The sequence below is a fragment of the Burkholderia sp. Ac-20353 genome (genome assembly GCF_017104785.1).
GTDB lineage: Bacteria > Pseudomonadota > Gammaproteobacteria > Burkholderiales > Burkholderiaceae > Burkholderia.
Genome location: NZ_JAAGPL010000047.1, coordinates 24,557 through 50,500 on the forward strand (window position 1 = coordinate 24,557; position 25,944 = coordinate 50,500).

Below are 25,944 nucleotides of genomic sequence, written 5' to 3' on the forward strand. Positions count from 1 at the left end.
CACACCACTCCCCGGCAAAAGAACGCCCGCCTTGCGGCGGGCGTTTTCAGGTCACGCCTCCGTTACGCGACGCCCGTCGGCAAGCTATTGCCAGGCGGGTGCCGGCGTGATCTGCGTCGTGTACGCGGTCGCAGGCAGCAGCGTGATCGTCGAGTTGCTCTGACCGCCGTACGTTTCATGCACGGTGCCGAACGTCACGCCAGTGACCGGCACCACCACCGATTGCCCGTCGCTGCGCGTTGCGCTGACCGTGATCGACTTGCCCGGCACGAGTGTAGCGGCCACGCTTGACGTGTCGAACACGAGCCGCTGCTTCGCGAGCACGCCGGCATCGGACAGGTATGGACTGCGGATCGGCAAGCCCTTGTAGTACTTGTTGTACTTCGTCAGCACCGCGCTCATCAGGTCGCCGAGCAGGAAGCTCGTGCCGCTGTACACGCGCAGGTTCGACTGGTGGAACATCAGCGGCCGCATGTCGAACGTGAGCAGGTAGCTCACGAGCGTATCCGATACCTTGTCCAGCACCTGCGGATAGGTCAGGTCATAGCCCCACTTCGTCGGATCGATGCCGTTAGCGCCGTAGAAGTAGTTGTACTCGTCGACCCATTCCTGCGGCTGCGACACGTTGAAGAACAGCGCGGTCGCATAGCGCGGAATCTCGAAGATGTTCTGGTTCACGCAGTTGAACTTGCCCGCGTTGAATGGCGGCAGCGGCCACGCGACGCCGTTGTTGTTGATCGGGCAGCCGGGCGTGCCGACCGGCGGGGTCGGCTTCGACGAATCGGAGACCAGCACCGAGATGCCGAACTGCTGCAGCGCGCCGAGCGTCGTCGTGTTGTAGAGCCCGGAGATCTCCGGCGTGACGATCACGGACGTGTTGTAGTTCTCGAAGCCGAACGTCTGCGCGACGTTGTCGTTGTTCGCCAGCTCGGTCGTGACCTGCGAGGCCGTGGTCGTGAACGGCGGGTCGAGCAGGATGTGATCGTACGTATGCGTGATCCACTTGAACTCGTATTCGTTCGCGTTGGTCTCGGTCGACAGCGTATCGGTGCCTGTCGTCGGGTAGTTGCCGAGGCCGCCGTAAGCGGTGCCGTAGCCCGACCCGTTGAACGCCAGCGTGAACTTCAGCGCGCCCGCGTTCGCGGTATTCGCGTTCGCGTTGTCCTGCCAGTTCATCGTGTTGTCGAAATCGGTGCCGACGGTCCGGTACTCACAGGCGGTCGTGCCGGTGTTCGGGTTCGTCGAGCCGACGGGGCTGCCGAGCGGGCACTGGCCCTGAGGGTTCGTCGATGTGTACACGCAGGGCTTGTTGGGCTGGCAGTTACCGTTTCTGACGTCGTACCACATGCCCGTGTAGTCCGATACCGCGTACGGGAAGATCTCGTCCGGAATCCCGTTGTCGTCCACCTGTGGATCCATGTACGCATGCCGCACGCCGACGAACAGCCCGCGCGTGACCCAGTTGACGAGGCCGTACGACAGCGTCATCGAATGCATCAGGTATGGGTTGTTGTCGAACGAGACCGCCATGATCTCGCGCGACGTGCTGTCACCCGCGACGGGCGTCGTGTTGCCGAACAGGCAGGTCGACGCGACCGAATACGTGACGTTGTTGGTGCCGGTGCCCTGGACCTGCGTCGTCGTCGTCGTGCCGGCCGGCAGCGGGCTCGCGGGCGACATGAAGTACGTCCACGCGTTCTGCACCGTCAGCGGGTTCGCGGCGCTCGTGCCGGCATTCATGTACGGGAACAGCGTCTTGCCGGTGGCCGTCAGCGTCGTGTTGAGCGGCGACGCCGTGGTGTCGCGGTAGCCGACGTACTGCATGCAGCCCGTGTCGCCCGGCCACGTGTAGACGCTCGCGAGCCGCACGTTGTACTTGAATTGGTAGCGCGCGAGCGTCGTCGCAAGCGCGCCGCCGGTGAACGGGTTCATGAAACGGGCATCGCTGATCGGCATGATGATGCCCTGGTACTTTGCGTGGTCGCCGGTTTCGAGCGCCGGCAGCGTCGGATTGTTGGTGTCGTAGCTGTAGATCGTGTACGGCACGCCCAGGCGGTCGAGGATCGTTTGCGTCGCCAGCAATTCAGGACTGTTGCCGGCCTGCTGACTGGCGAGCACCAGCACCTTCAGGTCGATCTGCGCATCAGCCGGGACGGCTTGCGCGACCTGGACGGCAGCACACAGCCCCGCAGCGGCCAGCCCGCGCACCACAGGCCCCGGGTTGTGAAAAAACGTTCGCGTTGCACTCATGGCAAACCTCACGTATCGGATATCTAATCGATGAACCTGTTCCCCGACGATGAAGCGACCGTGGTGCTTATAGTGGATTCGGCTTGATCTTCTGTTTGCTGTTCACTTCGCTCGGATGCGGGCCGGTCGGCAGCGTCGGGAATTTGGCCGCGATGCTGCCTTTCACCGGCAGCGAGCCATGGCCGACATGACGCGGTTTGCCGGCAGCGATTGCCGCCGGGGAACCGAGCGTGGCGACCGCGACGGCGCCCGCGCACAGTCCGGTCAGCAGTGCGCGCCACACGCGCAGCGACTCGTTCGTACCTCGTACTTTCATGGTGTCCTCCTGAAGCATCTGACGTTGTTCGATACGTTGCAAAAACGACTAACCGCCCGGCGGCCTGCCCGGCATGTATGCCGGGTAGCGGCCCCTGGAATCGGTGGGGTCAACAAGACGGAGTTCCCGTACCGGCCGGCGGCCGGTGTGGCGCGGCATCAGTGGTGCGGTGGTGCGGCCGCGTGCGTGCGGGCGCGTTCGAGGTGGCGTCGTAACGCCGGTGCCGCGCGTCGACGAATTTGCTGTAGAGGCAAGCGAGCAATGTGCCAATTGATTCAAGTCAATGATTTTATTGATGATTTTTTGCCGTGCGTACAGTGTTCCCCGCCTCGGCGCGAGAAAAATGTTTCATCGGTGATCCGCCTGCCGACACGCGCGGCGGCACGGCGCCGCGCGCATGGCCTCACGCGGCGTCTGCGCGCGTGACGGCGGTTTCGCTGCGCGTCGCACCGGCTCGATCGCGAGTGTTGCGCACGCGTATCGTGCGTCGGAGCACGGAGCGAACTGCTGCCCGTGACGCGCGCATTTTGTCCTAACCTTTAAACGCGCGCGGGGTGGAGCGCGTCCCGCCTGCGGAGGCTTGTGCGCCGCCGGGCCGGACGCGGGCACTGGCGTGCGCGGCAGTCGCCAGCGTTACGTTCGACGAATCAGGGCGCGGCCGCGCCGGGGCGGCGCGGGCGTCATGAGGGTTCCATGCCATGGAGGAAGAAAATGTCGATTCGACTAGGAGAGGAAGCGCCTGATTTCACCGCCGAGACCACCGAGGGGACGATCCGGTTCCACGAGTGGATCGGTGACCAGTGGGCGATCCTGTTCTCTCATCCGAAGGATTTCACGCCAGTGTGCACGACCGAGCTCGGCTACATGGCCGGGCTGAAGCCGGAATTCGACAAGCGCAACACGAAGATCATCGGGCTCTCCGTCGATCCTGTCAGCGATCACCAGAAATGGGTGAAGGACATCGAGGAGACGCAGGGGCACGCGGTCAACTATCCGATGATCGGCGACGATACCCTGACGGTCGCGAAGCTGTACGACATGATCCACCCGAACGCGAGCGGCGGCCCGCGCACCGCGGTCGACAACGCGACGGTGCGCTCGGTGTTCATCATCGGGCCTGACAAGAAGGTCAAGGCGATGCTGGTCTATCCGATGAGCGCCGGCCGCAATTTCGACGAGGTGATGCGCCTGCTCGACGCGCTGCAGCTCAACGCGCAGCATACGGTCGCGACGCCGGTGAACTGGAAGCCGGGCGATGACGTGATCATTCCGACGTCGGTGTCGGACGACGACGCGAAGCAGAAATATCCGCAAGGCTTCAGGACCTTGAAGCCGTATCTGCGGTATGTGACGCAGCCGCGCTGACGCGGCCCGCGCCGCTTGTCCTGCGCTGCGTAGGGAGGCGCGTAGGGAGTCTCTTAAGGCAGGACTTAAGGCGGCGCAATTTCATGACGGGGGCGGATCGGCCGGCGATGCGGGCCGATCGCGCCGACGGGCGGCAGGGCGGCGCGCGGCGTCGGCCGTGCCGCGCGCGGGGACTGGCGACGGAGCGACATCGTGGTGATTTTCCGGCAACTCTTCGATCAGCAATCGTCCACCTACACGTATCTGCTGGCCGACCGCGCGTCGCGCGAGGCCGTGCTGATCGATCCGGTGTTCGAGCAGGTGCGCCGCGACGTGGCGCTGCTCGACGAGCTCGGGCTGCGGCTCGCGATGACGATCGACACGCACGTGCACGCGGACCACGTGACGGGCGCGTGGCTGCTGAAGCAGCGCACCGGCAGCGCGATCGCGTTCTCGGCGGCGAGCGGCGCGCAGGGCGCGGACCGCTATCTGCGCGACGGCGACCGCTGCCCGTTCGGCGGGCGCTACCTGACCGTGCGCGCGACGCCGGGCCATACGAACGGCTGCATCAGCCTCGTGCTCGACGACGAGTCGATCGCGTTCACCGGCGATTGCCTGCTGATCCGCGGCACGGGACGCACCGATTTCCAGCAGGGGGATCCGCGCGCGATGTACCGCGCCGTCCACGGCCGGCTCTTCACGCTGCCGGAAACCTGTCTGCTTTATCCTGCGCACGACTATCGCGGGCTGACGGTGACGAGCGTCGGCGAGGAGCGGCGTTTCAATCCGCGCCTCGGCGGCGATCTCAGCGAGGACGATTTCGCGGGCTACATGACGAACCTCGGGTTGCCGCACCCGCGGCAGATCGACGTCGCGGTGCCGGCGAACCTGAAGTGCGGCCTTGCGGTCGGCGCGCCCGAGCAGCGCGCGGAACCCGACTGGGCGCCGCTCGTGTACACGTTCGCGGGGTTCTGGGAAATCGATCCGCAGTGGCTCGAGGATCATCTGAACGCGGTGCAGGTCGTCGACGTGCGCGAACCCGCCGAATTCACGGGGCCGCTCGGGCACCTGCCCGACGCGACGCTGATTCCGCTCGGCGAACTGGCCTCGCGCGCCGGCGAGCTCGGCCGCGAGCGGCCGGTCGTGACCGTGTGCCGGGCGGGCGGCCGGTCCGCGCAGGCGACCGTGATCCTGCGCAACGCGGGCTTCGAGGCGGTCGCGAATCTCGGCGGCGGAATGCTGCGCTGGCGGGCCGAGGGGCGGGCGGTTGTGAATGGCCGGCAGTAGTAGCCGGCATCTGCTTCAACCTCGCCGACCGTGGCGCCGCGCCGTTCCCGTTCTACGCGCACTGAACACATCGCATCGCTCGGTCGTTCGCGCACGTGATCGCGTACCGGAAGCGTCTGCTTGCGTGGTCGTCGTTCTCGTGTGCGGTCGATGAGGCACGGCCGCATCGCGGGCTCTTTCCGGGCGGCACACCGGATCGCGATTGATCTGCAGCGTGCCGGTCGCGGCGCGCGACGTTGCCGCGTGCGACCGGCAGCGCGCGGCGGTTCGTCGTGACAGCAAGAGTGGCAGCATCGCGGCGTCCGTTGCGGTCACATCGTTCGCGAGGCCGACTGCGCGAGCGTCAGCAGTTCGTCGAACTGCGTGATCAGCTCGAAGCACAGCAGGAACGCGAGCGTGTAGGCCGGTGCGGGAAAGCGTTCGATCAGCTGCAGGACCGGCCGCGCGCAGCGGGTGCGGATTGCGTCGCGCGTCATCAGCAGCGTGATCGCGACGCCGATCGCCGCGCCCGCGAGCAGGTCGGTCGGATAGTGAAAGCCGAGATACGCGCGTGGCACGCAGATGAACACGACGGTGTACAGCAGCGCGAGCACGCCGATGCGGCGCGATATCAGGAAGATGCCGGTCGAGATCGCCATCCACAGCATCGCGTGATCGCTCGGAAACGAGCTCCAAGCCTGCAGCGTCGCCGCACGCAATTCCGCGGACGGAAAGTGCAGATGCAGTTCCGGGTTGTAGATCGGCCGCACGCGGAACGGCAGATAATGCGCGAGCAGCCGGCCGCTCGCGAGCGCGGCGAGTCCGCTCGCGAGTGTCGCGATGACCATCTCGCGCTGCCATTCGCTGCGCGGGCCCGGCTGGAACCAGAGCCAGCACAGCACCGGAATCAGCACGAAGCCCTTGAACGTGTACAGGCCCGCAACAACGCGGATCACATGGTTCAGCAACGGGCTGAACGTGATGTGGGTCAGGAAAAGCTGGATCGAAGTGTCGAAGTCGTTCATGTTCTGCGGCCCCGGCGGACGCGCAGCGCATGACATGTGCGGCCGGAGGGATCAAAAGCGCGCTCGACAGGCAAGCGCAACGGGGGGCAAGTATGTCACCCGTTATTTCGAAGAAAATGCGAAAAAATAGGGGGAATCCCCTGATGAAACGGGTCTGCGTGATGGGGCCGGATTCGAGGGCGCCGTGTGGCGCGGCGCGCGAGGATTTCTCAGGCACAGCGCCGATGCGGATGCGGGTGCCAGGAAAATAATTGGGTGAACTGGACAATGCGTTGCGCGTGCAACGTCATTGCATCGAGTGAGGGGATTTGCCTCGCCGTGCGGCGAAATCTGCCGCGTGACGCACATGCGCGCCAGCGCTTGTCGAAAATAAAAGAAAAGACGGGCAAGCACGAGGTGCTGCCCGTCCGGGTTGCCGTGGTGCGATCGCAGAGTTGGCTGCATGGGCCGCGATCGCATGGATCACGGGGTCACATGGATCGCGCCGATATCGGTCGCGACCCTTCACCGTATCAGCGCCGCCAGATCCGCACGCCAAGCGCCGCGAGCGACGTGACGACGGCCAGCACGATCACCGCATTCCACCCCAGTTGCGCGAGCAACAGACTGCCGATCGCGGCGCCTGCCGCCATGCCGATGAACATGCCGACGAACAGCACCGCGTTGAGGCGGCTGCGCGACGCCGGATCGATGCGGTAGACGATCGCCTGATGCGCGATCAGCGTTGCCTGCACGCCGAGGTCGAAGCCGATCGTGCCGGCCGCCAGCAGCGCGAGCTGCGCATGTGCGGACATCAGCGGCGCGAGCGCCAGGACGGCGAACGACAGCGTTGCGATGCCGATGCCGAGTCGCGTCACGTGTTCCGGGCCGTGGCGATCAGCGAGGCGTCCGGCGACCGGCGCGGCCAGCGCGCCGGCTGCGCCCGCGAGACCGAACGCGCCGGCGGCCGCGCTGCCGAGATGAAACGGCGCGCCGTGCAGCATCACCGCGAGCGTCGACCAGAACGCGCTGAAGCCCACCGACAGCAGCCCTTGCGCGAACGCCGCGCGCCGCAGCGCGGGATGGCGGCGCCACAGCTCGCCGAGCGAGCCGATCAGCGCGCGATACGGCAGCTGCGTCGTCGGCTGAAAGCGCGGCAGGCCGCGTGCGGACACGATGCCGATTGCCGCGACGCTTGCGGCGGCGATCACGAACATCGCGCGCCAGCCGGCGTTTGCGGCGACGAAGCCGCTGACGACCCGCGACAGCAGGATGCCCATCAGCAGGCCGGTCATCACCGTGCCGACGACCTTGCCGCGATGCGCGTCGTGCGCAAGCGTCGCCGCGGCCGGCACGACGTCCTGCGCCATCGTCGCGGCCAGCCCGATCGCGAAGCTGGCCGCGAGCAGCAGGCCGATCGACGGCGCAACTGCTGCAAGCAGCAGCGCGACGACGAGCGCGGCCGCCTTCGCGACGATTACGCGGCGGCGATCGAAGCGGTCGCCGAGCGGCGCGAGCAGCAGGATGCCGAGCGCATAGCCGAGCTGCGTGAGCGTCGGCACGAAACCCACCGCGCGTTCCGACGCGCCGAGGTCGGGCCCGAGCACGCCGAGCATCGGCTGGCTGTAGTAGAGCGGCGCGACCGCGAGGCCGGCCGCGGCGGCGAGCAGCAGCACGAGGCGGCCATCGAGCGGTGTGACAGCGTGAGCCGCATGCGCATGCGCGAGCGGCTCACGGGCGGCGGCGGGATTCGTCGGGGTGGACATGATCGGGTCCTTCGTCGGGTGAGGAGATGGACGCGAGTGTGACGGTCGGGCCCGAACGACGGTAGTACCGTCGCACGCAGATTTGTTATACGCTCCACGTATGAACAAGAAACCCCCGGTCATGCCCGCTGCTGGCGGGCTTCCGCGCAATGTCACGGTTCCGGTCGACGGTGCCGGATATCGTTTCGAGCTGATGGAGACGTTCGTGCGCATAGTCGAATCGGGCAGCCTGTCGGCGGCCGCCGCGCAGCTGCGCACGACGCAGCCGACGATCAGCCGCCGGTTGCAGGCGCTCGAGCGTTCGCTCGGCGTGCGGCTGCTGCAGCGCACGACGCATGCGATGCGGCTGACCGTCGACGGCGAGCGCTGCTTCAAGCGCGCGAAAGAACTGCTCGCGAGCTGGGCGTCGTTCGAAGCCGACTTGCGTGGTGCGCAGGAGGAGCCCGAGGGGCTGCTGCGGGTCGCGGTGCCGCACGCGTTCGGCCAGGAGCGCTTCGTGGGGCCGCTCGCGCAATACTTGCGCGCCTATCCGCGCGTGTCGGTCGAATGGTTGCTGCAGGACGAAGTGCGGGACTTCATCGGCAGCGGCATCGACTGCGCGATCCAGGTCGGTGAGCCGACCGATCCGGGCGTCGTTGCGATCCGGCTGTCGAACGTGCCGCGCTTCGTGGTTGCTGCGCCGTCGGTGCTGGACGGCGCCGACGTGCCGGCCGATCCCGACGCGCTCGCCGCGTTGCCGTGGCTCGCGTTGCGCACGTATTACCGCAACGAGCTGGCGCTCACGCATCGCGTGACGGGCGACACGCGGCGCATCGCGATCCGTCCGCGTATCAGCACCGCGAACCTGTATGCGCTGCGCAGCGCGGCGCTGCTGGGTGTTGGCGCATGCGTCGGGTCATCGTGGATGCTCGACGACTATCTCGCGAACGGGCGCCTCGTGCATCTCGCGCCGCAATGGGAGGCCGCGCCGCTGCCGGTCTATCTGACCTATCCGCATGCGCAGTTCTATCCGTCGAGGCTCGTGCGGTTCGTCGCGCTGATGCGCGACGCGGTGCCGGCACTCGTCGAGGAGCGCAGCGGGCCGCGCTGACGCGCGCGGCGACCGGCCCGCTCAGCCGCGCCGGATGCCTTCCGGCAGCGCGCTGATCCGCCGCACTTCGGGCGAGTCCAGCCACGCACGCGATCCGACGCAATCGATGAACATCGCGGTTGCGTCCTCGCCCCAGAACAGGTCGCCGTTCAGTTCGAACGTCGGCACGCCGAACACGTCGTGCGCGATCGCGTCGTCGGTGTACGCGCGCAGCGTGTCCTTCACCGGCTGCGTGTCGACGGCACTTACGCCGTCCGGAAAACCGACGGCGTCGCATAGTGCGGCGAACCCTTCCGGTGACGCGACGTCGTGCCCGTCACGCCAGATGTACCGGAAGATGCGCCGGATCGTGTCGAGCGAGCCGCCCATCGCGATGGCGAGCCGCAGCGGCTTGATCGGGTTGAACGGATGCGCGGCCGGCATCCGGAACGGAATGCCGAGCTTGTCGGCGCGGTATTGCGCGTGGCGATAGGTAAAGACGCGCTTCGCGGCGATCTCGGCCGGCGCCTTTTGTCCCCAGTGCGCGAGCAACGCGCCTAGCACGATCGGACGCGGCTCGACGGTCAGCGCTGGCGGCAGGCGCTCGAACTGCTCGATCTGCAGATACGCGAACGGCGAAACGAAATCGAAATACCACGTGGCGGTGCTCGGGGTAGTCATCGCGGGTGTCCTGTTGGGCATGGCCGGGGTGTGCGCCGGTGTCGGCGGCGCGCGCGTCGTGGTGGCAGGGATGGGAACAGTGTCGCATGCGGACGGGATTCGCGCAGCGTTTCGGCTGGCCGGTGCGCAAGCCGTTTGTCGAATGGCGCGCGGCAAGCGGTGCGCGACGTCCCGCTCTCAGCAGACCTTCGTGCGCGGCGCATCCAGATGCCCGCTGATGCGGGTCTTGCTCACCGCAGTTTGCTGGCCAGTGCGTCGAGCTGGTCGATGCAGATGTTCCAGCCTTCGAAGAAACCGAGGTGTTCGTGCCGGTCACGCGTGGCCGCGTCGGGATGCATCACGCGTGCTTCGTAGTGGCAGAGCGCACCGTCATCGCGCATCGTGATCACGGCCGTGAAGCCAAGCCACGGCGTGTGAGGCCGCCAGTCCGCCGTCAGCATCGACGTGAACACGAGGCGCGACTCGTGCACGATCTCGAGGAAGCAGCCGGGGTTGTCGCTCGTGCCGCCGTCGGGGCCGCGCATGAACGTGTGGAATGCACCGCCCGGCCGCAGGTCGAACGCGCGCACCTCGGTGGTCCACGGCTTCGGACACCACCATTGCTGCAGCAGTTCGGGGTCGGTCCACGCGCGCCATAGCGCGGCGCGTGGGGCGCGCAGTTCGCGATTGATCACAAGGTCGCGGGTTTCTGCGGGTTCGGTGTGGCTTGCTGACATGGGCCTGCTCCTGTTCGTGATGGCGTTCGACGAATTCGATCATGCGATCCGATCGCGCTTGACGATCGCGCAGCGTGTCGGGTCGGACGACGCATGGAATACGTCGCTGACGCCGGTTTGAAAGTCAGTCATGCGGCAAATATAGGACGGCAGCCAGCGAAATGCGATGTCGTGGCATGATGGCCGGCGATGCGCGCGACCCGCGTGGAACGGCGCACGCGTCGCGATCGCGTGCCGCGCCCGACGCAAGATGCCGGCAACGTGCTCGCGCGCGAGTCGCTGCCGCACACATCGCGCACACGACACCAACCCGCTCGCCGGAGACCCGCATGACCGCACCCGAAATCGTGATCCGCCACGTGGACGCGAGCGAAGCGCTCGCCTGTATCGACGCGCTGGCCGACGTCCTGATCGATTGCGTCGAAGGCGGCGCGTCCGTCAGCTTCATGCTGCCGATCGCGCGCGCCACGGCGCGCGACTTCTGGAAACGCGTGGCCGACGGCGTCGCGACCGGCGAGCGCATCCTGATCGTCGCGGAGGACGCGGACGGCCGGATCGTCGGCACCGTGCAGGTCGTCACCGCGCAGCCGGAGAATCAGCCGCATCGCGCGGATGTCGCGAAGATGCTCGTGTGCCGGCGCGCGCGGCGGCAGGGGATCGCGGCGCGCCTGATGGCGGCGGTCGACGCGGCGGCGCGTGCGGCCGGCAAGACCGTGCTGGTGCTCGACACCGTGACGGGCGGCGATGCCGAGCGGCTTTACGAGCGCGCCGGCTGGCAGCGCGTCGGCGTGGTGCCGAATTTCGCGCTGATGCCCGACGGTGCGCCGTGCGCGACGACGTTCTTCCACAAGCAGCTCGCGTAGCGGAGCCGATCGACGCTGCGGCGACGCATGCAGCCGCCTGCAACGTCACGCCGGCGCGGCCGGACTGTCGAGCGCGTCGACGAGCGACGCGCGGCCCGCATCGAGGATCTCGTCGGCGAGCGCCGGATCGGCGTCGGCGATCGCACGCGACAGCAACAGCGCACCGACCATCTGGCTGAACACCGCGAGCGCATCGCGCCGGCTGTCCTGCGCCGGATTGCGGTCCGCGGCCACCTGCGCGGCGAGCCGGTCGAGATAGACGGCGAGGCCGCCCGCATAGCATTCGCGCGCGGCGGCGCCGAGCCGTGGTGCGTCGCCGGCGAAACCCGCAAGCGGGCATCCGGCGTCGACGTTGTCGCGATGCTCGGCGGACAGGTAGCGCGTGATCGTCGACGTCAGCGCGCCGCCCGTCGGCGAATCGGCGCGATCCTGCATCGCCTTGTCCATCACGGCGGCCACCAGCGCATCCTTCGACTTGAAGTGGTTGTAGAAGCCGCCTTGCGTAAAGCCGGCTTCCTTCATCAGTTCCGTCAGCCCGACCGCGTCGACGCCGCGCGCCCGGAACAGTCGCTCGGCCGCCGCGACGATCGCGCTGCGGTTCTCGGCCGCCTGCTGCCTCGATACGCCCATCGATCACTCCCTTTTTTCTGAGATCGCGTTCATTGAAAATAACAATGGTGATCACCATTGACACAGCCAAAACCCGCTGACACAATGCGTCGCAAAGACAATGGTGATCGACATTGACATCAAGTGTAGCCGACTTCGCGCGAACCGCGAAGCACGCGCGGCGGGCCTGATGTCCGGCGATCGCGGTCTTTCGGGGTGCGAGCGCGGAGCGGGGAAGCCCGGCGCCAGGAACGGCGGCTTGCCGCTGCGCCGCGCGACGCATCGGTATCCATCGCAACTTCGTTTCCACCGGATGTCACGCCCGTCGCGTGCCGGCGTGCGTGCGGTTCAACGACGCTACAAGGAAGAACCATGAAGATCGAAGGCGCTGTCGTGTTTGTCACGGGTGCGAACCGCGGGCTCGGCCTGCAGTTCGCGAAAGAGGCCCTCGCCAGAGGCGCGAAGAAGGTCTATGCGGGCTCGCGCGATCCGGCCAGCGTGACGCTGCCGGGCGTCGTGCCCGTGAAGCTCGACGTCACCGATCCGGCGAGCGTCGCGGCGGCGGCCGACGCGTGCCGCGACGTCACGCTGCTCATCAACAACGCGGGCATCGCGCGCGCCGGCAGCCTGGTCGACGTGGACGGGGTCGTCGCGCTGCGCGAGCATTTCGAAACCAACGTGTTCGGAGTGCTGGCGATGGCCCGCGCGTTCGCGGACATCCTGCGCAACCACGGCGGCGGCGCGATGCTGAACGTGCTGTCGGTCGCGAGCTGGATCAACCGGCCGTTCCTGTCGAACTACGGCGTGTCCAAATCCGCCGCGTGGGCGGTGACCAACGGGCTGCGCCATTCGCTGCGCGAGCAGCATACGCAGGTGATCGGGCTGCATGCCGGGTTCATCGACACCGATCTCGCGCGGGATCTGGACGTGCCGAAGGCCGCTCCGGCCGACGTCGTGCGTCTGGCCTACGACGCGGTCGAGGCGGGCGCGGAGGAGGTCGCCACCGACGAATTCAGCCGGCAGGTGAAGCAGGGGCTGTCGGACGGCGTGTATCTGAAGGAACCCGCGGCACACTGAAGGTGCCGCGTGACGAGCCGTACGGCGAGCCGGCAGGGCGACCCGTCGTGCGCACCGAGGCGCACGACGGGTGTCGAGCGGCGTATGCCGCTCAGGCCGTCAGGTCGATGATGCCGGGAATCTGTACGTCCGGGTTCACGTCGGCATCGTAGTCGACGCCGGCGATCGCGAAGCCGAACAGACGCAGGAATTCCGTCTTGTAGCCCGCGAAATCGGTCAGCTCGTACAGGTTCGCGTCGTCGACCTGGTTCCAGAGCGTCTTGACGCGCGACTGCACGTCCGGATCGAGTTCCTTGTAGTCCGCGCGCAGGCGGCCTTCGTCGTCCACGTGCGGCTGCGCGCCGTACAGGCTGTCCTTGACCAGCCCGTAGACCTGCTCGATGCAGCCTTCGTGCGTGCCCTTTTCCTTCATCACCTTGAACAGCAGCGACAGGTAGAGCGGCATCATCGGGATTGCCGAGCTTGCCTGCGTGACGACGGCCTTCAGCACCGACACGCGCGCATCGCCGCCGTGGCCGGCCAGCTGTTCGCGAATCGCGAGCACCTTCTTGTCGAGGTCCTTCTTCGCCTCGCCGATCGAGCCGTTCCAGTAGATGTCGTGCGTGATCTGTTCGCCGAGATACGTGAACGCGGTCGTCTTTGCGCCGTCGGCCAGCACGCCGGCTTCGTGCAGCGCGTCGATCCACATCTGCCAGTCTTCGCCACCCATCACCGCGACGGTGCCGTCGATTTCTTCCTGCGTCGCCGGCTCGAGCGCGGTTTCGCGGATCACTTCCTTGTCGGTGTCGATGCCGCGGAAGCTGACCGACTTGCCGATCGGCTTCAGCGTCGAGCTGATCACCTCGCCCGTGCGCGGGTGCGTGCGGCGCGGCGCGGCAAGGCTGTAGACGACGAGGTCGACCTTGCCGAGGTCGCGCTTGATCGCATCGATCGTGGCCTGCTTGACCGCGTCGGAGAACGCGTCGCCGTTGATGCTGCGCGCATACAGGCCCTTCGCGGTCGCGAACTTCTCGAACGCGGCGCTGTTGTACCAGCCGGCCGTGCCGGGCTTCGTGGCGGTGCCGGGGCGCTCGAAGAACACGCCGAGCGTGTCCGCGCCGGAGCCGAACGCGGCGGTGATCCGGGCGGCGAGGCCGTAGCCGGTCGATGCGCCGATCACGAGCACCTTCTTCGGGCCGTTGGCGATCGGGCCATGCGAAGTCACGTAGTCGATCTGTTCCTTGACGTTGGCTTCGCAGCCGACGGGATGCGTCGTCACGCAGATGAAGCCACGCACGCGCGGTTTGATGATCATGGAAACCTCTTGTGTAAAAGCGGAAGGCCTGGAAACGGCAAAGTTCGCGCATTGTAAAGGAAGCGGCGGCCGACGCGGGGCCGCATGCTGCTTACGGTTTGGATGTCATCGGAATCGGCATGCGCTGTCCATTCGTGAATGGCCTGATGCGGTTGCTTCGGGACACTGAAGCGCCGCCGAAGCGCCGCCGAAGCGCCGCCGAAGCGCCGCTGAAACCCGCCGGCCCACCGCCAGTTATTTCTCTCTTGACAGAAATAACTGAAAGACCTAAATTTCGCGACATGGAACTCACACCGATTGCCGAACGATTCATTCTCCACTGGGGCGAGATGGGCTCCCGCTGGGGCGTCAACCGCACTGTCGCGCAGATTCACGCGCTGCTGTACCTGCTCGGCCGGCCGGTCGCCGCCGACGAGATCGCGGAGACGCTCAACGTCGCGCGCTCGAACGTCAGCACGAGCCTGAAGGAACTGCAGGCGTGGCGGCTCGCGAAGGTGGTGCACGTGATGGGCGACCGGCGCGACCACTTCGAGACGTCGACCGACATCTGGGAGCTGTTCAAGCTGATCGTCGAAGGGCGCCGCCAGCGCGAGATCGAGCCGACGCTCGACGTGCTGCGCGATTGCCTCGCGAGCCCCGAGATCGCGGACGAGAGCCGCGAGACCGAGCAGCGGATCCGCGACACGCTGCAGTTCGTCGAGACGCTCACGACGTGGTCGGACGAGATGTTGCGGCTCAAGCCGGACACGCTGATGAAGGCGCTCGGCATTGGCGCGAAGATCAGCCAGACCGTCAGGCGCAAGTCGTCGAAGTAAGCAGGTCGTGCGGGCATGCAGCCCGCTTTTTTTGGTGCGTGAATTTCTGTTTATACAGAAATAACTGTAAATAGAGGATAAAAATGAATGCACCCGCGTTGCTGGTGTTCCAGTTCACGGCCCCGATCGCGATCGGGTTCGCCATCGCGTGCTACCTGCGCGTGGTCACGCGACGCCTGCTGATGGACCTGTGCGGCACGGCCGATCGTGCGGAGTTCTGGGTGCGCGTCACCACGGTGCTGCTGGTGGCCGGCCCGCTCGTGCTGGCGTTGATCGCCGCGCGCAATCCGCTCGACTGCCAGGCCGACGACGCGATCTGTCTCGAAGTCGCGGTGCGGCAGACGCTCGTGTTTTCGCTGCTCGGCGCACTCGCGGCGGTCGGCGTCGTCGCGAGCCGCATCGCGCGCTATCTGCCGCGCAATCTGTCGCCCGATATGCAGCCGGCGCGTGCGGCGGAGACGTCGGCATGAACATCCTGGTCTGCGGCGCGAACGGGTTCATCGGACGGGCGCTGTGCGCGCGCCTCGAGGCCGGCGGCCATTGCGTAGTGCGCGGCGTGCGCCGCGCGGCGGGGCCCGGCGAGATCGCGATCGACTATGTGCACGACGTGCGGCCCGAACACTGGCGCGCGCGGCTCGACGGGATCGACGCGGTGGTCAATGCGGTCGGGATCCTGACCGAACGGCGCGGCGTGACGTTCGACACCGTGCACCGCGCGGCGCCGTGCGCGCTGTTCGACGCATGCCGTGATGCCGGCGTCCGGCAGGTCGTGCAGATTTCCGCGTTGGGCGTCGAGCGCGGCGACACCGCGTACTTCGCGACCAAGCTCGCCGCCGACACTTACCTGCAGACGCTGCCGATCGATTTCCGGATCGTGCGGCCGGCGCTCGTGTACGGCGCGACGGGCGCGTCCGCGCGCTTCTTCCGGATGCTCGCGAGCGTGCCGGTGCACGTGCTGCCGGCCGGCGGCCGCCAGTTGCTGCGGCCCGTGCACGTCGACGATCTGGCCGAGCTCGTCGCGCGGCTGATCGATCGGTCCGCCGCGTGCGAGCGGATCGTCGAGCTGGTCGGCGCGGACGAAGTCGAGTATCGCGAGATGCTCGCGACTTACCGGCGCGCGATGGGGTTTCCGCCCGCGGTGCGCGTCAGTCTGCCGGGCGCGCTGTTCACAGCGGCGGCGGCGCTGTCCGACCGGATTCCCGGGGCGATGCTCACGCGCGACACGTGGACGATGCTGCACGGCGGCAATACCGGCGAAGCCGGCGCGTCGACCGCGGCGCTCGGCCGGCCGCCGCGCGGCCTCCGCGGGTTCATCGGCGCGGACGCGGCGGCGTTGCGCGACGAAGCGCTCGCGACCTGGCGGCGTCCGCTGCTGACGGGGGCGCTCGCGATCGTCTGGATCTGGACGGCGCTGGCGAGCGCATTCGTCCATCCGCTGTCCGACAGTCTCGCGCTGCTCGCGCGTGCCCACGTGACCGGCGGGCTCGCATACGTTGCGCTATACGCGGCCTGTGCGCTCGATTTCGCGTTCGGCATCGCGACCGTCGCCGCGCCCGGCCGGCGGCTGTGGGCTGCGCAGATCGCGCTGATCGCCGTGTATTCCGCGATCATCGCCGTCGCGATGCCCGACCTGCTGGCCGAGCCGTTCGGGCCGGTGCTCAAGAACCTGCCGATCCTCGCGATCCTGGTGATCCTGTTCAGCGAAGAGGTGCGTCCATGAATATCTATCTCGCCGTCAAGGCGTTGCACATCCTGTCGTCAGTGCTGCTGGTGGGCACGGGTTTCGGCACCGCGTTCTACCTGTTTTTCGCGAACCGCACGCGCTCGGTGCCGGCGATCGCGGCCGTGTCGCGCCTCGTGGTGCGCGCGGACTGGTGGTTCACGACGCCCGCGGCGATCTTCCAGCCCGCGTCGGGGCTGTGGCTCGCGCACACGGCCGGCTGGCCGTGGCACACGCCGTGGCTCGTCGCGTCGCTCGGCCTGTATCTGTTCGCCGGCGCCTGCTGGCTGCCGGTCGTACGGTTGCAGATCGAACTGGCCGCGATCGCGGAGCACGCGCACACGAACGGCGCGATCGAGTTGCCCGAGAAGTACTGGCAGTACGCGAAGACGTGGGAATTGCTCGGCTATCCCGCCTTTGTCGCGATGCTGGTCGTGTATTTCCTGATGGTGCTGAAGCCGGTGTGAGCGGCGCGATTCGGCGCGGCCCGCGTGTGCTGCCGTATCGAAACGGCTACGCGCCTGCCTGAAGCATCTGATGAAGATCCGGAAAATTCCCGGATATCGGAACGACATCACAAAGGAGTCCAAATGATGAATCAGGCTGCGCTGGTGTTGTATTTCGATGGCAAATGCCCGTTATGCGTCGCGCAAATGCAGCGCCTCGGAAAGTGGAATACGCGACACAGGCTGGCTTTCGTGGACATCGCCGAGCCGGGCTTCGATCCCGCGTCGCTGGGTGTCGACATGGCCGCACTGAATCGCGAGTTGCACGGCCGCCTGCGTGACGGCCGCGTGCTGACCGGCATCGACAGCGTGCTGGCCGCGTATACGCTGGTCGGGCGCGGCTGGCTCGTCTGGCCGCTTCGGGTGCCCGGCTTGCGCGATGCGTCGGCGGCGTTGTATCGCACCTTCGCACGCAACCGATATGCGCTTTCGCGCTTGCCGGGTTTTCGCTTCGAACCGGCATGCGACGGAAATGCGTGTGGCATCGGTAGGCCACGCGCGGGGTCCGGGGACCAAGCCGGCATGCATGCGCAGGCGCGTGCGGCGGATCAGCCGTCGCACGACGAGTCGCACGACGACCCGCGTCGCAGGGTGGTCTGCTGGATGTACGGCGCGGCCGTCGTGCACCTGCTCGTGGGGGCGGCCCTTCCGTGGCTTGCCGGGTCGCCGCTGTTCGACGCCTACCACCACGGCATCGAGCAGCATTTCTGGGCCGGAATGGCGCCCGCCCAGGCGCGGGCCCAGCAGATATGGTGGATATCGCTGATCGGCGCCACGCTGCAATCCGCAGCGGTATGGATGCTCGCGCTGGTACACCTCGGCAACCGGTTGCGAAAGCGGGCCGTTTGGGGGTGGCTGCTCGCCGGTCTGCTGGTCTGGGCGCCGCAAGACATGCTGATTTCACTGCAAGCCCATGCGTGGATGCATGTCGCGGCCGATGTGGCGGCCCTCGCGTCGATGGTTGCGCCGCTCGTCTGGCTGTGGAGGAGGGATCCCGCATGAACACGCTGCCTGCATTCGACTGGGCCATCAACCTGCTTATCGTGCAGGGCGGGATGGGCGCCTTCGACACGCTCTACCACCACGAGCTCACGCAGCACTTGCCGCGCCATCCGCGCGCGCGGCTCGAGCTGACCATCCATTGCGTTCGGTCCGTGCTCTACGGCCTGGTGTTTGCATCGTTCGCAAACCTCGCTTTTTACGGCGCGTGGGTGGCGGCCATCGCGGCCGTGCTGTTCGTCGAAGTGCTTCTGACGTTGTGGGATTTCATCGTGGAGGACCAGACCCGCAAGCTTCCCGCCACTGAACGCGTGCTGCATACGTTGCTGGCCGTCAACGGCGGCGCGTTGTTCTGCGCGTATGCGATGCAGCTCGCGACATGGTCGCATGCTCCGGTCGCGCTGCGTGTCATCGACCTCGGGTGGCGCGGCTGGTTGCTGGACCTGTTCGCGGTCGGTGTCACGGCATCGGGCATCCGCGATGGACTGGCGGCGTCGCGCATCGGCCGGCGCGATCCGGGCGCCAATCGCGGCGCCAATCCGGACAACAATCCGGGTGACAATCCGTTCGCCGGGCAGCCGCTTCGCAACGTGCTGATCACGGGCGGGACAGGCTTCATCGGCGAGACCCTGGTCAGCCAACTGCTCGACGCGGGGCACGTGGTGACCGTGCTGGCGCGCGATCCGCTGCGCGCTGCCTACCTGTTTCGCGGACGCGTGCGCAGCGTGACGTCGGTTGATCAACTGCATCCGCATGAACGTTTCGACACGGTGATCAATCTGGCGGGCGCGCCGATACTGGGCGCGCGCTGGAGCCAGCGCAGGCAGGCCCGGCTGCTCGCCAGCCGCGTCGGCGTCACGCAGTCGCTGCTGCAATGGGTCGAGGCCGCCGCGATCAAGCCGGACACCTGGATCCAGGCTTCCGCGATCGGCTACTACGGCGCGCGGTCGCCCGACGAACGGCTCGACGAGGCCAGCAGCCCCGGCACAGGTTTCATGTCGGAGCTGTGCCGCAAATGGGAAGCGTCCGCGCAGCCGCTCGATCGTTACGGAATCCGCGTGGTGGTGCTGCGGCTCGGCCTGGTCTTCGGGCCCGGAGGCGCGTTGCCGCCGATGCTGCTGCCGCACCATCTCGGCCTGGGCGGGCGATTGGGCGACGGCACGCAAATGATGAGCTGGATTCACCGGGACGACGTGTTGCGGGTCATCGCCCGCGCGATGTCGAGCGCTGGCATGCGCGGCGTCTACAACGCAGTCGCCCCCGCCGCGCTGAGCCAGCGCGAATTCGCGCGCGTTGCAGGGAGCGTGCTGCGCAGTCCCGTGTGGTTTCACTTGCCCGCCGCGCCGTTGCGATGTGCGATGGGCGAAATGGCCGAGGTGCTGCTGGACGGGCAGCGCGTGATTCCGGCCCGTTTGCAGCAAGACGGCTTTGCGTTCCGGTTCTCGACGGCGGAACAGGCATTGCGCGATCTGACGCGGAGATAGTCCGCCGCTTCCGGGCTTGCTCCCGACTTTTTGCATTCGACGAGATTGTCGATGGGTTCACCGGAACGGAATCCGGGATAATCAGGCCATTCCGGGATAGTCGTACCCGACTTCACAAGGAGCCAGCATGCTGCAGATTCTCGGCAAGATTCCGTCCATCAACGTGCGCAAGGTGCTGTGGGTGTGCGCCGAACTGAACATCCCGTTCGAACGCGAAGACTGGGGCGCGGGGTTCCGGTCGACCGACGATCCGACCTATCTCGCGCTGAATCCCAACGGCCTCGTGCCGGTCATCAAGGATGGCGATTTCGTGCTCTGGGAGTCGAACACGATCATCCGCTATCTCGCGAACCGGTACGGCGGCGACGCGTTCTATCCGGCCGACCCGCAGACGCGTGCGCGGATCGATCAATGGATCGACTGGCAGGCCGCGGACCTGAATCGTTCGTGGGTTCCCGCATTTCAGGGCCTCGTGAGAAAATCGCCGGACTTTCAGAACCCCGACGCGATCGCACGGTCGATCGCCGGCTGGACGAAGCACATGCGCGTGCTGAACGCGCAGCTCGAAGCGACCGGCGCGTTCGTCGCGGGCGACCACTTCACGCTCGCCGACGTGCCGATCGGCCTGTCGGTGAATCGCTGGGCCGGTACGCCGTTCGAGCATCCGGATTTGCCGGCCGTGGCGCAGTATCTCGAACGTCTCGCCGCGCGTCCGGGATTCGAAGCGTATGGCGGCAGCAAGATGCCGTAACGCACACGGCGCAAGCCGTCGCAGGCGGGCGCCTGCGCATGCCGGCGCGTGTCGGCGTGTGTCTGCACGCCCCAGCCTTCATTCGCGGTGCGCGGGAATCGCGGCGAGCACGCGCGTCAGGAACGCTTCGTGATTCCACGCGGATTCCGGCCGCGATAACCCGAGCCGGACGACGACGAGCTGCCGGCTCGGCACCACGCTGACGAACTGGCCTTCGTGCCCGACCGCGTGGAACGCGTCGGCCGGCAGCACGGGCGCATGCGGATCGGTGTCGTTGAACGGCTCCGGCACCTTCACCCACAGCTGCGCGCCGAAATCCTTCCTTGGCGCCTGCGGCGTCGCGCGCGTCAGGTAGCCCACCCAGCCTTCGGGCAGCAGTCGCTTGCCGTCCCACACGCCGTCCTGCAGCAGGAATTGCCCGAACCGCGCCCAGTCGTGCGCGCTCGCGTACATGAACGACGCGCTTTCCAGCGTACCGGCCGGATCCGGCTCGAAGATGCTGTGGCCCATCCCGAGCGGGGCGAACAGCGCACGGTGGGGGAATGCCAGATAGTCGGCTTCGGTGCTGCCGATCGCGTCGCGCATCACGCGCGCGAGGATCGCGCTCGTGCCGCTCGAGTAGTGCCAGCGCGTGCCCGGCGTCGCCGCGAGCGGCTTGTCCGACGCGAACCGGGCCGTATCGGGCTGCGTGAACAGCATCACGGCGACGTCGGATAGCGGGTCGTCATAGTCCTCGTTGAACTGCAGGCCGCTCGTCATGCGCAGCAGTTCGTCGAGCGTGATCCGCGCGCGCGGATCGCCGCCGCCGCGCCATTCGGGCAGCAGCGCCGCGCTATCCGGCGCGAGCTTGTGTTGCGCGACGAGCATGCCGACCAGCGTGGCGGTGACGGTCTTGGTCATCGACCAGCCGGGCAGCGGCATGTCGGCCGAAAACCCGGGCGCGTAGCGCTCGGCGATCAGTTGCCCGCGATACAGCACGACGACCGCGCGCGTGCGGCGCGGCCGCGCGGGATCGGGCTCGTCGAATGCGCTGTCGATCGCCGCCCGCAGTTTGTGCGTGTCGACGCCAGCGGGCGGCGCGGCCTGTGTGGTCTGTGTGGTCTGTGTGATCGGCGCGGACTGCACGGACTGCGAGGACTGCGCAGGCGCAGGATCGGACGCGGTTTCGCCGGCGGCCGGCAGCGCGTTCGCCGACGGCCCGAGCGCGAGCGTGCAGCCGAGCCCCGGCCGGAACTCGGCTTCGCGTTCGGCGAACCCGACGAAGGTGGCGCGTGCGCGATGGTGTTCGGCATCGAGCGACGGATGAACGAGCTTGAGCAGCGGGTGGACGCCCGCCATGATGTCGACGTCGATCACCGACGCCGCCGGGCGGCCCGATACGAACACGCCCGAGCACAGCGCCTTCGCCGCGTAGCCGGTCGCGATCGGCGCGAGACGCGACAGCGTATTACCGACGTAGACGAGGCCGGCGGCCAGCACGAGCGCGGCGCCGCGCAGCATCAGCTTCCTGTAGGGTGTCGTCATGCGCGAGCGTCCTCGGTTGTCGGCCGTCGGGAAACGAACCGGCAGTGTCGCAGGTTCCGGCGCGCGCTGGCAATCGCGCATGCGTGGCGCCGCGGCAGGCCAGGGCCGGTCGCGGTCATGCTGCCTGCCGATCGCGAAGCGGATGTGTCAGCGTCGAGGAGCGCGTAGCGGGCTGCGTCCGAACGGGCCGCGCGCGCGATACGGCGTGTGCGGCCCGCCCGTTTACCGCGTCATTGGCTGTTGTTGTCGTTGTCCAGGCGCAGCGTCCAGACGGTCGCGGTGTTCGTGTTGTCGTTGACGGCCGCGAACTGCGACTGGCCGTTGATGTCTCGCCCGAATGCGAGGCCGAAGGCCGCACCCGGCACGATGTCGACCTGCATCTGCGCGATGAAGCGGCCGTCCACCGTGAATTCGACGATCTCGCTCGGCTGCGCGGCGTCAGCATTGACCGCGTCGCCGTTGGCGGTCACGAGATGGCCGTTCGGTGCGAGCGCCAGCGCGAGCGGGCCGTGCAGGTGCTTCTTGTCGAAATAGATCAGTCTGCCGACGCCGGCATTCCGGTTCGTCGACGCGGCGTTCTGGATCGCGAACACCGCGTTGTCGCCCGTGGACGCGACATAAAGGACGTCGATGTTCGGGTCGTACGCGAGTCCAGTCGGGCCGACCACGAGCGCACTGGGATCGGGCCGGATCGTATAGCCCGACGCAATGATGAGTGAGGTCGGCGGCTGCGCCATCGTGACGCCGTTGTTGTCGAACACCAGCTCGATCCGCGAGACCGTGCCGCTCAGCACGTTCGACACGAATGCGGTCACGCGCTGGCCGCGATCGATCACGGTCATGTCCCACGGCCCGTCGAGCAGCGTGCCGTCGATCAGTTGCGTGACGAGACCGCCTTGCGGATTGATGACGAGCAGCGAGCCCGGCCCGTTGATCATCGTGCCATTTTTCGTCGTCGGCAGGTTGCCGACCAGCACGAAGCCGTTGCGCAACACCGTGAGCGCGGTCGTGAGGCCGAGGTTGCTGCCATGGAAGAAGGGTGTCGGCGTGTTGCCGGGCGACAGCTTCACGATCGTCGTGCCGGTGCCTTGCACGTTCGAGCTGTTGTTGAAGTTCGACACCACGACGTCGCCCGGTTTCAGCGCGCCCCATGTCGGCACGCCGCGCGGAACGAATGCGATGCCGTACGGATTCTCGTCGCCGTTGGCGGGCACCGTATTTGAGATCACGGCCGTCGGCGGCAGGATCGTTTCGCCGCCCGCCCACGCGACGGTCGACGACAGCGCGACGAGGCCCGCGCCGCAGGCTGCTCGCCGCAGCACGCGCGCGAGCGCATGCGAGGTGCGTGATATGGCCGGCAGGCTGGCAGCGGGTGGGTCGGGGGAAGCACAGGAGGGGAGAGGGTTCATCGCTTGACTCCTTTTGACGATCACGAGAAATCAGCCCGGCTGCCGGCCAGCGCAGACAACGGGTGTCCGACGCCGGTTCACGGCGTGACGGCGTGAACCGACGTTCGGAGTAAACGGCTTGCAGCACGCGGTTATTCCATTCGCTTTCGCGCATTGCATGCGAGCCGACATCGATTGTTCGCGGCGCCGCCTGCGCCGCCTGACAGGTTGAAATCCGTGCCGCCGTCGGCTGATAATCGTCCGGACTCGACCGATCTCCCAGCCATCGTTATTCGGAAACTGCCATGTCCTACGACAACAACAACCCGTTCGCAAAAATCCTTCGCGGCGAACTGCCGTGCGTCAAGGTCGCGGAGGACGACACCACGCTCGCGATCATGGACCTGATGCCGCAGGCGGACGGGCACGTGCTCGTGATCCCGAAGGAAGCCGCGGCGGAAATCTTCGACCTGTCCGCCGAATCCGCCGCATCGTGCATCCGGATGACGCAGCGCGTCGCGGCCGCGGTGCGTGGCGCGCTGAAGCCGGACGGCATGTTCATCGGACAGTTCAACGGCCGCGCGGCCGGCCAGACGGTCGCGCACGTGCACTTCCACGTGATTCCGCGCTGGGAGGACGTCGCGTTGCGGATGCACGCACGCGATGTCGCCGATGCGGCGACCCTCGAATCGATCGCGAAACGCATCCGCGAGCAGTTCGTGTAACGGCGCCTGGCGCACGACGTTGTCGGGCAGGCCGGCACGCACGAGGCGGCGCGCCGGGCGGCTGTGACCGGGCCGGCCGCATTGTTTCAGCGGTCACAGCAGGTAACACGTGTAACGTCCCCCGAAACTCGGCGCGGGGACCCGGCCGCTACACTCGATGCATCGATTCATCGAGTGATATGTGGAGGGCGGACTGACCCTTTCGTATCGGGTGCCTCTCGCGTCATCGCGAGGCGGCTTTCGCAAAGTGTCATGCGTCTTTCGCGCCGGGAACCAGCCCATGTCCAGACTTCTCGTTACGCTCGCCCTGATCAGCGGCCTGTGCGGCTGCGTCGTTGCGCCGCCTTACGGCTACGCGCCGGCGCCGGCCTACTATGGCTATGCGCCGGCGTACTACGCGCCGCCAGTCAGCATCGGCATCGGCGGCGTGTTCCACGTCCGCTGACGCCGCGCGTCGGGCGTCTTTTCCCGTCTGTCCTCGGCCGCGCGCCGCGCACGCGGCATGGGCTCCGCGCCCTATACTTCTGCGGAAAGCGCGCGTTCAAGCGAGGCAGCCATGACGCTCACACCGAAGGTCGCGATCCTGTCGATCGCGGCCACGTTCGTCTATCTGGGACTCGCGATCCTCGGCAGCGGCGGCTTTGCCGCATTCTTCTCGCATCCGCCGCTGACGGTCGTCGCGATCGTCACGCTCGCGATGACCGTCGTCGCGATGTTCAGCAGCGGCAACCTGAGTGCCGGTGACCGGGAGGCGCGCGACAACCGCTGGGTGCTCGCGGTGTTTGCCGTGATCGGCTTCGCATCCGCGTTCCTGCCCGCGTACACGGACCGGCTCGGGTTCTGGACGTTCGACGGCGATACGCTGCGCTGGATCGGCGTCGTGCTGTACTGCGCCGGCGGCGCGCTGCGGATGTGGCCCGTGTTCGTGCTGGGCCGCCGCTTCAGCGGGCTCGTCGCGATCCAGCCCGGCCACACGCTGGTGACGGACGGCATCTACCGCCACATCCGCAACCCTAGCTATCTCGGCCTGCTCGTCAATGCGCTCGGCTGGTCGCTCGCGTTTCGCTCGGGCGTCGGCGTGCTGCTGACCGTGCTGACGCTCGTGCCGCTCGTCGCGCGCATCCGTTCGGAAGAGGCGTTGCTGCGCTCGCATTTCGGCGCCGAATACGACGCGTATTTCGCGCGGACGTGGCGGCTGGTTCCCGGCATCTACTGACCCCTTTGTGCACAGGTGTAGCGGCGTGCGCGACAGCGTGAGCGGCCGGCCGATATCGCGCACGACGTGCCGAACCAGGCCGCCGGTTGCGCTCGCACAACGCCGAAAAGGGCGATTTCAGGGGGGCGGAACTCGTGTCGGTGCGCGCGGAAACCCGTGCTGACAGGGGCTTCCAGCCCGGGCGCGAAGCATGCGGTAAGCCTTTCCGATCGGCACACAACTTGTTACCAGAATGTTCGGGGCAAGCGTCGGGGACCGGTGCTATTCTTCGCCGCAAGCTCATTGAAATGAATTCGTCCGACCCTCCGCACAATGCATCGAACGGGCCGGTCGACACGAATCGTCATACCAGAGCGAACCCTCGATAACCAGATTGCGAACAAGGAAGAATACGGGCATGTGGAAGAAGATCGCTCCCACTCTCGTCGTCGCCGCTCTTGCTGGCGCGACAGCGCTGCCGGCGGCAGCTAGCGACTTGAACAACGCGCTTGGCGGCGCGCTCGGCGGCGTAGCCGGCGCGGCGGTTGGCGGTGCGGTCGGCGGTCGCACCGGCTCGGTGAT

At 67.2% G+C, this 25,944-nt stretch carries 26 protein-coding genes and 1 pseudogene; 17 read left to right on the forward strand and 10 right to left on the reverse strand.

Translation table 11 applies throughout. From position 1 onward, the window contains the following. Window positions 1-84 precede the first annotated feature (84 nt). Window positions 85-2,250: a hypothetical protein gene (locus tag G3N94_RS16235; protein ID WP_241021880.1), complete on the reverse strand. Its 2,166-nt coding sequence runs from the start codon at window positions 2,248-2,250 to the stop codon at window positions 85-87. Between the two features lie 67 nt (window positions 2,251-2,317). Next, window positions 2,318-2,566, reverse strand: coding sequence for a hypothetical protein (locus tag G3N94_RS16240; protein ID WP_241021881.1), 249 nt, complete (start codon window positions 2,564-2,566; stop codon window positions 2,318-2,320). A 711-nt stretch (window positions 2,567-3,277) separates the two neighbouring features. On the opposite strand from G3N94_RS16240, the gene G3N94_RS16245 reads away from it, so the two are divergent. The 3 genes and pseudogenes from G3N94_RS16245 to G3N94_RS42390 all read left to right on the forward strand — a co-directional run. Then, the gene (locus G3N94_RS16245) at window positions 3,278-3,931 is read left to right on the forward strand and encodes a peroxiredoxin (RefSeq protein ID WP_124600934.1); all 654 of its coding nucleotides are present in this window, start codon (window positions 3,278-3,280) and stop codon (window positions 3,929-3,931) included. A 195-nt stretch (window positions 3,932-4,126) separates the two neighbouring features. Then, window positions 4,127-5,197 (forward strand): MBL fold metallo-hydrolase, encoded by a 1,071-nt coding sequence (locus tag G3N94_RS16250; protein ID WP_205793561.1) that lies wholly within the window; start codon window positions 4,127-4,129, stop codon window positions 5,195-5,197. Between the two features lie 2 nt (window positions 5,198-5,199). After that, a pseudogene (locus G3N94_RS42390) lies at window positions 5,200-5,403 on the forward strand (glutathione S-transferase family protein); the annotation flags it as partial. Window positions 5,404-5,508: 105 nt separating this feature from the next. Here G3N94_RS42390 and G3N94_RS16255 read toward each other — a convergent pair. Next, window positions 5,509-6,201: a phosphatase PAP2 family protein gene (locus tag G3N94_RS16255; protein WP_205793541.1), complete on the reverse strand. Its 693-nt coding sequence runs from the start codon at window positions 6,199-6,201 to the stop codon at window positions 5,509-5,511. 512 nt (window positions 6,202-6,713) lie between these two features. After that, window positions 6,714-7,946, reverse strand: a complete 1,233-nt coding sequence (locus G3N94_RS16260; protein ID WP_205793542.1) for an MFS transporter — start codon at window positions 7,944-7,946, stop codon at window positions 6,714-6,716. A 100-nt stretch (window positions 7,947-8,046) separates the two neighbouring features. Between G3N94_RS16260 and G3N94_RS16265 the strand changes: the two genes are divergently transcribed. Further along, complete coding sequence (locus tag G3N94_RS16265; RefSeq protein ID WP_205793543.1) at window positions 8,047-9,036, forward strand: LysR family transcriptional regulator; 990 nt, start codon at window positions 8,047-8,049, stop codon at window positions 9,034-9,036. A 21-nt stretch (window positions 9,037-9,057) separates the two neighbouring features. Here G3N94_RS16265 and G3N94_RS16270 read toward each other — a convergent pair whose 3' ends face one another. Both G3N94_RS16270 and G3N94_RS16275 read right to left on the reverse strand, forming a co-directional pair. Further along, window positions 9,058-9,696 (reverse strand): 2-hydroxychromene-2-carboxylate isomerase, encoded by a 639-nt coding sequence (locus G3N94_RS16270; protein WP_205793544.1) that lies wholly within the window; start codon window positions 9,694-9,696, stop codon window positions 9,058-9,060. A gap of 230 nt (window positions 9,697-9,926) precedes the next feature. Continuing rightward, on the reverse strand, window positions 9,927-10,412 hold the full coding sequence (locus G3N94_RS16275; protein WP_205793545.1) for an SRPBCC family protein: 486 nt from the start codon (window positions 10,410-10,412) through the stop codon (window positions 9,927-9,929). Between G3N94_RS16275 and G3N94_RS42980 the strand changes: the two genes are divergently transcribed. Beyond that, window positions 10,411-10,533, forward strand: coding sequence for a hypothetical protein (locus tag G3N94_RS42980; protein ID WP_277398546.1), 123 nt, complete (start codon window positions 10,411-10,413; stop codon window positions 10,531-10,533). The two genes, G3N94_RS16275 and G3N94_RS42980, sit on opposite strands and share 2 nt — an antisense overlap. A gap of 208 nt (window positions 10,534-10,741) precedes the next feature. Then, window positions 10,742-11,275, forward strand: coding sequence for a GNAT family N-acetyltransferase (locus G3N94_RS16280; RefSeq protein WP_205793546.1), 534 nt, complete (start codon window positions 10,742-10,744; stop codon window positions 11,273-11,275). A gap of 45 nt (window positions 11,276-11,320) precedes the next feature. Here G3N94_RS16280 and G3N94_RS16285 read toward each other — a convergent pair whose 3' ends face one another. Further along, complete coding sequence (locus tag G3N94_RS16285) at window positions 11,321-11,905, reverse strand: TetR/AcrR family transcriptional regulator (protein ID WP_205793547.1); 585 nt, start codon at window positions 11,903-11,905, stop codon at window positions 11,321-11,323. Window positions 11,906-12,256: 351 nt separating this feature from the next. Here G3N94_RS16285 and G3N94_RS16290 point away from each other — a divergent pair, with 351 nt between their 5' ends. Further along, the gene (locus G3N94_RS16290) at window positions 12,257-12,961 is read left to right on the forward strand and encodes an SDR family oxidoreductase (protein WP_205793548.1); all 705 of its coding nucleotides are present in this window, start codon (window positions 12,257-12,259) and stop codon (window positions 12,959-12,961) included. 91 nt (window positions 12,962-13,052) lie between these two features. Here the strand turns inward: G3N94_RS16290 and fabV are convergent, their stop codons facing one another. Beyond that, entirely contained in the window at window positions 13,053-14,255 is a 1,203-nt protein-coding gene (fabV, locus tag G3N94_RS16295) for an enoyl-ACP reductase FabV (RefSeq protein ID WP_205793549.1), read from the reverse strand. Between the two features lie 281 nt (window positions 14,256-14,536). Between fabV and G3N94_RS16300 the strand changes: the two genes are divergently transcribed. The 7 genes from G3N94_RS16300 to G3N94_RS16330 all read left to right on the forward strand — a co-directional run bounded on the left by G3N94_RS16300 (window position 14,537) and on the right by G3N94_RS16330 (window position 20,530). After that, window positions 14,537-15,070 (forward strand): MarR family transcriptional regulator, encoded by a 534-nt coding sequence (locus tag G3N94_RS16300; protein WP_026044422.1) that lies wholly within the window; start codon window positions 14,537-14,539, stop codon window positions 15,068-15,070. Between the two features lie 83 nt (window positions 15,071-15,153). Further along, the gene (locus tag G3N94_RS16305) at window positions 15,154-15,540 is read left to right on the forward strand and encodes a hypothetical protein (RefSeq protein WP_205793550.1); all 387 of its coding nucleotides are present in this window, start codon (window positions 15,154-15,156) and stop codon (window positions 15,538-15,540) included. Then, window positions 15,537-16,790 (forward strand): SDR family oxidoreductase, encoded by a 1,254-nt coding sequence (locus G3N94_RS16310; protein WP_205793551.1) that lies wholly within the window; start codon window positions 15,537-15,539, stop codon window positions 16,788-16,790. Before G3N94_RS16305 ends, G3N94_RS16310 begins: the two co-directional genes overlap by 4 nt. Then, entirely contained in the window at window positions 16,787-17,257 is a 471-nt protein-coding gene (locus G3N94_RS16315) for a DUF2269 domain-containing protein (protein WP_205793552.1), read from the forward strand. The genes G3N94_RS16310 and G3N94_RS16315 overlap by 4 nt, the downstream gene beginning before the upstream one ends. A 126-nt stretch (window positions 17,258-17,383) precedes the next feature. Next, window positions 17,384-18,298, forward strand: coding sequence for a DUF393 domain-containing protein (locus tag G3N94_RS16320; RefSeq protein WP_205793562.1), 915 nt, complete (start codon window positions 17,384-17,386; stop codon window positions 18,296-18,298). Next, entirely contained in the window at window positions 18,295-19,779 is a 1,485-nt protein-coding gene (locus tag G3N94_RS16325) for a TIGR01777 family oxidoreductase (RefSeq protein WP_205793553.1), read from the forward strand. Before G3N94_RS16320 ends, G3N94_RS16325 begins: the two co-directional genes overlap by 4 nt. Before the next feature lie 127 nt (window positions 19,780-19,906). After that, on the forward strand, window positions 19,907-20,530 hold the full coding sequence (locus tag G3N94_RS16330; protein WP_205793554.1) for a glutathione S-transferase: 624 nt from the start codon (window positions 19,907-19,909) through the stop codon (window positions 20,528-20,530). Between the two features lie 78 nt (window positions 20,531-20,608). Here G3N94_RS16330 and G3N94_RS16335 read toward each other — a convergent pair whose 3' ends face one another. Next, a complete protein-coding gene (locus G3N94_RS16335) occupies window positions 20,609-22,054 on the reverse strand; it encodes a serine hydrolase (RefSeq protein ID WP_205793555.1) in 1,446 nt (481 codons plus the stop codon). Window positions 22,055-22,284: 230 nt separating this feature from the next. After that, window positions 22,285-23,463, reverse strand: a complete 1,179-nt coding sequence (locus G3N94_RS16340; protein WP_241021882.1) for a hypothetical protein — start codon at window positions 23,461-23,463, stop codon at window positions 22,285-22,287. A 284-nt stretch (window positions 23,464-23,747) separates the two neighbouring features. On the opposite strand from G3N94_RS16340, the gene G3N94_RS16345 reads away from it, so the two are divergent. The 3 genes from G3N94_RS16345 to G3N94_RS16355 all read left to right on the forward strand — a co-directional run bounded on the left by G3N94_RS16345 (window position 23,748) and on the right by G3N94_RS16355 (window position 25,383). Continuing rightward, window positions 23,748-24,167, forward strand: coding sequence for an HIT family protein (locus tag G3N94_RS16345; RefSeq protein WP_205793556.1), 420 nt, complete (start codon window positions 23,748-23,750; stop codon window positions 24,165-24,167). Window positions 24,168-24,447: 280 nt separating this feature from the next. Then, on the forward strand, window positions 24,448-24,612 hold the full coding sequence (locus G3N94_RS16350) for a hypothetical protein (RefSeq protein WP_185732302.1): 165 nt from the start codon (window positions 24,448-24,450) through the stop codon (window positions 24,610-24,612). A gap of 111 nt (window positions 24,613-24,723) precedes the next feature. Further along, a complete protein-coding gene (locus G3N94_RS16355) occupies window positions 24,724-25,383 on the forward strand; it encodes an isoprenylcysteine carboxylmethyltransferase family protein (RefSeq protein WP_205793557.1) in 660 nt (219 codons plus the stop codon). Window positions 25,384-25,944: the final 561 nt, after the last annotated feature.

Bases quoted from the DNA above. Each gene is read 5' to 3' on its own strand.
- G3N94_RS16265 (WP_205793543.1), top strand. From the start codon at position 8,047: ATGAACAAGAAACCCCCGGTCATGCCCGCTGCTGGCGGGCTTCCGCGC.
- G3N94_RS16320 (WP_205793562.1), top strand. From the start codon at position 17,384: ATGAATCAGGCTGCGCTGGTGTTGTATTTCGATGGCAAATGCCCGTTA.
- G3N94_RS16345 (WP_205793556.1), top strand. From the start codon at position 23,748: ATGTCCTACGACAACAACAACCCGTTCGCAAAAATCCTTCGCGGCGAA.
- G3N94_RS16330 (WP_205793554.1), top strand. From the start codon at position 19,907: ATGCTGCAGATTCTCGGCAAGATTCCGTCCATCAACGTGCGCAAGGTG.
- G3N94_RS16290 (WP_205793548.1), top strand. From the start codon at position 12,257: ATGAAGATCGAAGGCGCTGTCGTGTTTGTCACGGGTGCGAACCGCGGG.
- G3N94_RS16350 (WP_185732302.1), top strand. From the start codon at position 24,448: ATGTCCAGACTTCTCGTTACGCTCGCCCTGATCAGCGGCCTGTGCGGC.
- G3N94_RS16305 (WP_205793550.1), top strand. From the start codon at position 15,154: ATGAATGCACCCGCGTTGCTGGTGTTCCAGTTCACGGCCCCGATCGCG.
- G3N94_RS16300 (WP_026044422.1), top strand. From the start codon at position 14,537: ATGGAACTCACACCGATTGCCGAACGATTCATTCTCCACTGGGGCGAG.
- G3N94_RS16335 (WP_205793555.1), bottom strand. From the start codon at position 22,054: ATGACGACACCCTACAGGAAGCTGATGCTGCGCGGCGCCGCGCTCGTG.
- G3N94_RS16240 (WP_241021881.1), bottom strand. From the start codon at position 2,566: ATGAAAGTACGAGGTACGAACGAGTCGCTGCGCGTGTGGCGCGCACTG.
- G3N94_RS16355 (WP_205793557.1), top strand. From the start codon at position 24,724: ATGACGCTCACACCGAAGGTCGCGATCCTGTCGATCGCGGCCACGTTC.
- G3N94_RS16315 (WP_205793552.1), top strand. From the start codon at position 16,787: ATGAATATCTATCTCGCCGTCAAGGCGTTGCACATCCTGTCGTCAGTG.
- G3N94_RS16270 (WP_205793544.1), bottom strand. From the start codon at position 9,696: ATGACTACCCCGAGCACCGCCACGTGGTATTTCGATTTCGTTTCGCCG.
- G3N94_RS16340 (WP_241021882.1), bottom strand. From the start codon at position 23,463: ATGAACCCTCTCCCCTCCTGTGCTTCCCCCGACCCACCCGCTGCCAGC.
- G3N94_RS42980 (WP_277398546.1), top strand. From the start codon at position 10,411: ATGGGCCTGCTCCTGTTCGTGATGGCGTTCGACGAATTCGATCATGCG.
- G3N94_RS16310 (WP_205793551.1), top strand. From the start codon at position 15,537: ATGAACATCCTGGTCTGCGGCGCGAACGGGTTCATCGGACGGGCGCTG.
- G3N94_RS16280 (WP_205793546.1), top strand. From the start codon at position 10,742: ATGACCGCACCCGAAATCGTGATCCGCCACGTGGACGCGAGCGAAGCG.
- G3N94_RS16245 (WP_124600934.1), top strand. From the start codon at position 3,278: ATGTCGATTCGACTAGGAGAGGAAGCGCCTGATTTCACCGCCGAGACC.
- G3N94_RS16285 (WP_205793547.1), bottom strand. From the start codon at position 11,905: ATGGGCGTATCGAGGCAGCAGGCGGCCGAGAACCGCAGCGCGATCGTC.
- G3N94_RS16260 (WP_205793542.1), bottom strand. From the start codon at position 7,946: ATGTCCACCCCGACGAATCCCGCCGCCGCCCGTGAGCCGCTCGCGCAT.
- G3N94_RS16325 (WP_205793553.1), top strand. From the start codon at position 18,295: ATGAACACGCTGCCTGCATTCGACTGGGCCATCAACCTGCTTATCGTG.
- G3N94_RS16255 (WP_205793541.1), bottom strand. From the start codon at position 6,201: ATGAACGACTTCGACACTTCGATCCAGCTTTTCCTGACCCACATCACG.
- fabV (WP_205793549.1), bottom strand. From the start codon at position 14,255: ATGATCATCAAACCGCGCGTGCGTGGCTTCATCTGCGTGACGACGCAT.
- G3N94_RS16235 (WP_241021880.1), bottom strand. From the start codon at position 2,250: ATGAGTGCAACGCGAACGTTTTTTCACAACCCGGGGCCTGTGGTGCGC.
- G3N94_RS16275 (WP_205793545.1), bottom strand. From the start codon at position 10,412: ATGTCAGCAAGCCACACCGAACCCGCAGAAACCCGCGACCTTGTGATC.